Raw genomic sequence first — 4,933 nt, 5'->3', positions numbered from 1 at the left:
AATATCGGCGGCCTCAATCGTTGATCGATCTGCCGAGTGGCTCATGTCGACCACAAGACCCACGCGGTTCATCTCTTTGATGACCTGTTTTCCCATGCGTGTGACGCCAGAGTCGTCGTCCTCATAACAGCCGGTCGCCAGCAGTGACTGGTTGTTATAGGTCAACTGCATAAAACGCGCACCCAGATCGTGCAGGATTTCGACCAAACCGATGTCATCTTCGATCGGGCTTGGATTCTGGAACCCAAAGAACACAGCGGTGCGGCCGGTGTCACGCGCGACGTCAATGTCGCTGGCCCAGCGGCCTTTCATTATCAGATCCGGGTATTGCTCGAACCAGCGGTTCCACTGTTCAAAGTTCAGAACCGTCTCACGAAAATTCTCGTGATAGGCGATGGTGACGTGGATTGCATCCACGCCCCCTTCTCTGAGCTGGCGAAAGATCTTTTCAGACCAGTTCGCGTACTGCAACCCGTCGATAAGCATCACACTGGACCTGCGCTGATGTAGGCGGTTTTGACCGTGGTATAGAACTCTGCCGCGGCTTTGCCTTGCTCGCGTGGACCGTAAGAGCTGTCGCCGCGCCCGCCGAATGGCACGTGATAGTCCGTGCCCGCCGTTGGCAGGTTGATGGTGACAACACCGGTGCGCGCATTGCGACGGAAATGGGTCGCACGGGCCAGAGATGTTGTGACGATCCCCGAGGTCAGACCGAAGTTCGTGTCATTCACGACCGAGAGCGCTTCGTCATAGCTGTCGACTTTGATCACCGATGTCAGCGGCGCGAACATCTCTTCACGGTTGATCCGCATGCTGTTGTTGGTGTTCAGGAAAACGCCCGGTGACATGTAGAACCCGTCGTGAGGCATCTCGAGGCGTGCGCCACCGCAAGCCAGTTCCGCGCCTTCAGAGGCCGCGACATCGATATAGGCCAGGTTTTCATTCAGCTGCTGCTGGCTGACGACCGGACCCATCTGGGTGCCTGCCTCAAGCGCGTGGCCGACTTTCATCGCCTGCGTGCCCGCCACGAGTTTTTCAACGAAAGCATCGTGAATAGAGGCGTGCACAACAAGGCGCGAGGATGCGGTACATTTTTGGCCGGTGCCACCAAAGGCGCCGCCCAGTGCCAGGGAGACCGCAAGATCCAGATCCGCATCATCCATAACGGCCAGCGCGTTTTTGGACCCCATTTCCATTTGAACTTTGGTCAGGTTCTGAATGGCCGCAGACGCAATGCCTTTGCCCACAGGAACAGACCCCGTGAAGGAAATCGCATTGACCTTCGGGCTTTCGACCAGACGCTGACCAATAGAGCGGCCAGAGCCCATCACCAAGCTGAACAGACCTTTTGGAATGTCCTGACGGTTGATGATTTCTGTCAGTGCAACGGCAGACGCCGGAGTGATATTCGCAGGCTTCCAGACCACGGCGTTGCCATAGCACAGCGCTGGTGCGATCTTCCAAGACGCGGTTGCCGTTGGGAAGTTCCAAGGGCTGATGATCGCCACAACGCCAACCGCTTCGCGGCGCACGTCGATTTCGATGTCAGGGCGGACAGAATCTGCGTTCTCGCCAATCTGGCGCAGGCATTCAGCCGCATAATAGGTAAAGAACTGGCCCGCGCGATACACTTCGCCTTTGCCCTCGGCCAAAGGTTTGCCCTCTTCGCGGCTGAGCAAGGTGCCCAACTCTTCGGCCCGCGCCATCAGTTCGTTGCCGATGGCATTCAAGACCGCCTGCTTGCGCTCAAGGCCATAGGCTGCCCATTCGGCCTGCGCGGCATGGGCCTGATCCAGTGTCGCGTCCAGCTGATCTGCGCTGGCCTGTGCAAAGACACCAACCAGATCGCTCAGATCAGATGGGTTGCGGTTTTCGATTTCGCTTTCGCCAGTGACCCATTCGCCAGCGATCAAGTTTTTTTGGATGTCAGCCATAGCAGTCATATCCTTCAGAAGAGTGTTTATCTGGGTATGGACTCTTTTTACCAATTCAATCAAACTAAAATTATTGAAGTCAGATTCACAAGAATTGAAATCGTCAATGGTTCTGAAAATCGAAATGCTGCGCGGCTTTGTGGCGGTAGCCCGCAGCGGCAATCTGACAGACGCTGCGTTGGTGCTGAAACGCACCCCCTCTGCTGTGTCGATGATGCTCAAGCAGTTCGAGAGCCATCTTGGTGAGCCGCTGTTTGAAACCGATCGCAAGAACAAACTGACCGCTCTGGGCAGCTTTGTGTTGGCGCAGTCAGAACAAGAGCTGCAGCATTTTGACGAGACCGTGCGCGCCATCGAAAACTTTGCCAATGCAACGCTGGGCCACGTTCGAATTGCGGCTGTGCCTTCGGTGGCGGGCACTCTGATGCCGCGTGTTTTTTCCAGCAATATCAAAGCCTATGACAAGGTGCGCATCGACCTGCGCGACATGGATTCAAAGTCTGTCATCTATGAGCTTTTGCGCGGGCGCATTGATATCGGGCTGGCGACACTTGGCACGCATACCACCGGGTTGGACAGTCGGTTGCTGATGACAGACAAATTCGGCGTGCTCTGTGCACGGGATCATCCTTTGGCCAACGAAGAGGGCCCGGTCGACTGGCGCGCCTTGGAAAATGAGCGTCTGATCTCAAACAGCCTATCTGAAAGCATTCGCAGCGAGGCCTCGATGTCGCTGCATACAAATGCCCGTCTGGCCGCGCAGAACCTGACATCCATTCTAGGCATGGTGCGCGCGAATCTGGGAATCACTTTGTTGCCGGAACTGGCGGCCTATTCCGCAGGATCTTCTGATTTCGCCTTTCGCCCACTGGCTGACGACTCGGCCACCCGAGAAATCCACCTGCTGCGCAAATCTGATTCCGAACTCTCCCCGGCGGCGCGCATGATGGAAGCCGACATTCTGGACACCGCCGCAACCCTGCTTGAAGGTCAAAAACCATGACAAAAGCACCTGAAACCATCCATCTTGGCATTCTGATTTTTCCGGGCTTTCCGATGGCCTGCCTGACGTCCTGCATCGAACCCCTTCGGGCCGCGAATGAAATTTCCGGCCAAGAGGCCTTTGCCTGGTCGGTGGTGGCGGAAAAGGACGAGCCGGTGCAATCCTCGGCCGGGGTGACATTTACCGCTGACCAGAAACTGGCCGAAGCGGGTGAGTTGGATCATCTGTTGTTTGCCGCAAGCCCGAACAGCGTGTTTGAAGAGCCATCCAAAGCCAACGCTGCCCTGCAACGCCTGCGGCGCAACAAGACCCGACTGGGTGCCATCAGTGGCGGTGTCTTTCCACTGGCGCGCTCTAAATTGCTGGGCGAAAACCCGATGTCGGTGCATTGGTGCTATGAGGCGGCGTTTCGGGCGGAGTTTCCCTATGTTCCGATCCACGACACCATGATCTGCACCGAGGGCGAGTTCACCAGCATCTCTGGTGCCTCTGCTGTCTTTGATCACATGCTGGCGCTGATTGAACAGCGACTGGGCGGCGACATCATGGCCGAGGTCGCCTGTTGGTTCCAACACCCTTTCATTCGCAGTGAAACCGTGACCCAGAAAGTGCCCGCGTTTTCGACGGCGCAAAGTCAGGATCTGTTGCCCAAACAAGTGGCCCGTGCGATCCAGCATTTCGCCGAACATATCGAAAGCCCGATCCAGATCGGAGACGTGGCCGACGCAGTTGGCCTATCAGCCCGTTCGCTTGAGCGAAGCTTTAAGAAAGCCACCGGGCAAAGCCCGCTGAGCTATTATCGCCGGATGCGGATGAATCAGGCGCGTCAGCTGGTGCTTTACACCAACGATCCTATCTCTGAAGTGGCCTATATGGTTGGTTATTCCAGCCCCGGCGTCTTTCTGCGCAACTATCGCGAAACCTTTGGCGTCGCGCCGATCGTGGACCGGCGCGCCAAGAATTCCATGCGTGTGGACAGTGACGACGTGCTGCCGTCGGGCTAGGCCCTAGGCGATTGATTTAGCGGCGGCCATAAGCGCGTGATGCAGGGATCCCGCCGACGAGCGCGGACCAAGAATGGCGATTTCGCCTTCTGTACGGCGCCACAAAAACACGCCCAGATGCTCAAGCGTCGTGCGCCGCACTTCGCCGTTTGACATGGTGCGCACCGGCGCATTGGTCAACCGCTCAAACAAGTCGCCAAGCGCCTCTCCGGTCACGACGAACTGGCACCAGCCGTCCGTTTGCTCGGCCACAGAGGCGGTCGAGCCAAGCTTTGCCTTCAGCTCTGACGCCAAGAGTTCGTGGCTGCTGTGCGGGGCCGTCAGCATCCATTGGTCGGGGCCCATCCAGAACGCGGCAATAGGGTCATTGGCACTGGATTGACCGACTGCGGGCAGCGACAGTCCAAAGTGCTGTGTCAGAGCCTCTTGAACCTGCGCAGACTGCCCGTCTCTTGCGGCCACGGACGCCAGAGCGGTCTCTGTGTTTTCGGTGATCGTGATCGCGCCGATAACATCGGTTCGCGGCGCGGCATGGCCCAGAGGCGTCAATGGTTTCAGATTATGCACGGAGCTTCTCCCCTTCTGGGTCCACGAAATGAGCGCTGACAACTTCGACTTTGATTTCACCACCTTCGACCGGATTGACCAATCGCAGGGTTTCGCCCTTGCGCGCAAAGCCGTCTTTGACAAAGCCCAAACCAATCGAGCTTTCAAGGATCGGCGAATAGGCCGCCGAGGTCACATAGCCCTGATCATGCCCCGCATCCACAGGGCCCGACATCGCCATCAGATGCCCGCCTGCAAGAACCGTGTCCTTGGGATCAAGCGGCTTGAGACCCACCAAAGCCAGCGCATCGGGCGCGTTCATGCCGTCTCGGCGGCTGAGAACATTGCCGATGCAGTCCTTTTTGCTGCTGACCATCCGGCCAAGGCCAAGGTTCAGGGCCGTTGTGGTGCCATTCAACTCGTTGCCCGCAGCATGCCCTTTTTCG

At 57.5% G+C, this 4,933-nt stretch carries 6 protein-coding genes; 2 read left to right on the top strand and 4 right to left on the bottom strand.

Translation table 11 applies throughout. The features are described 5' to 3' along the window. Nucleotides 1-486 (bottom strand): membrane dipeptidase (locus ACEQWH_RS16195; protein ID WP_370232583.1); only part of this gene is annotated, 486 nt, incomplete at its 3' end. Next, nucleotides 486-1,934, bottom strand: a complete 1,449-nt coding sequence (locus ACEQWH_RS16190) for an aldehyde dehydrogenase family protein (RefSeq protein WP_370232581.1) — start codon at nt 1,932-1,934, stop codon at nt 486-488. The genes ACEQWH_RS16190 and ACEQWH_RS16195, both read right to left, overlap by 1 nt. A 106-nt stretch (nt 1,935-2,040) precedes the next feature. On the opposite strand from ACEQWH_RS16190, the gene ACEQWH_RS16185 reads away from it, so the two are divergent. Both ACEQWH_RS16185 and ACEQWH_RS16180 read left to right on the top strand, forming a co-directional pair. After that, a complete protein-coding gene (locus ACEQWH_RS16185) occupies nt 2,041-2,937 on the top strand; it encodes a LysR substrate-binding domain-containing protein (protein WP_370232579.1) in 897 nt (298 codons plus the stop codon). Continuing rightward, a complete protein-coding gene (locus ACEQWH_RS16180) occupies nt 2,934-3,941 on the top strand; it encodes a GlxA family transcriptional regulator (protein WP_370232578.1) in 1,008 nt (335 codons plus the stop codon). Before ACEQWH_RS16185 ends, ACEQWH_RS16180 begins: the two co-directional genes overlap by 4 nt. A gap of 3 nt (nt 3,942-3,944) precedes the next feature. On the opposite strand, the gene ACEQWH_RS16175 is transcribed toward ACEQWH_RS16180, so the two are convergent. Next, entirely contained in the window at nt 3,945-4,508 is a 564-nt protein-coding gene (locus ACEQWH_RS16175) for a sarcosine oxidase subunit gamma (protein ID WP_370232577.1), read from the bottom strand. Beyond that, the coding region (locus ACEQWH_RS16170) for a glycine cleavage T C-terminal barrel domain-containing protein (protein WP_370232575.1) at nt 4,501-4,933 on the bottom strand (433 nt) is incomplete at its 5' end. The genes ACEQWH_RS16170 and ACEQWH_RS16175, both read right to left, overlap by 8 nt.

The organism is Cognatishimia sp., assembly GCF_964229375.1.
Lineage (GTDB): Bacteria > Pseudomonadota > Alphaproteobacteria > Rhodobacterales > Rhodobacteraceae > Cognatishimia.
The sequence above is the reverse complement of the archived record's forward strand: the minus strand, read 5'-3'. Positions and strand labels throughout refer to the sequence as shown.

Bases quoted from the DNA above. Each gene is read 5' to 3' on its own strand.
- ACEQWH_RS16190 (WP_370232581.1), bottom strand. From the start codon at position 1,934: ATGGCTGACATCCAAAAAAACTTGATCGCTGGCGAATGGGTCACTGGC.
- ACEQWH_RS16185 (WP_370232579.1), top strand. From the start codon at position 2,041: ATGGTTCTGAAAATCGAAATGCTGCGCGGCTTTGTGGCGGTAGCCCGC.
- ACEQWH_RS16180 (WP_370232578.1), top strand. From the start codon at position 2,934: ATGACAAAAGCACCTGAAACCATCCATCTTGGCATTCTGATTTTTCCG.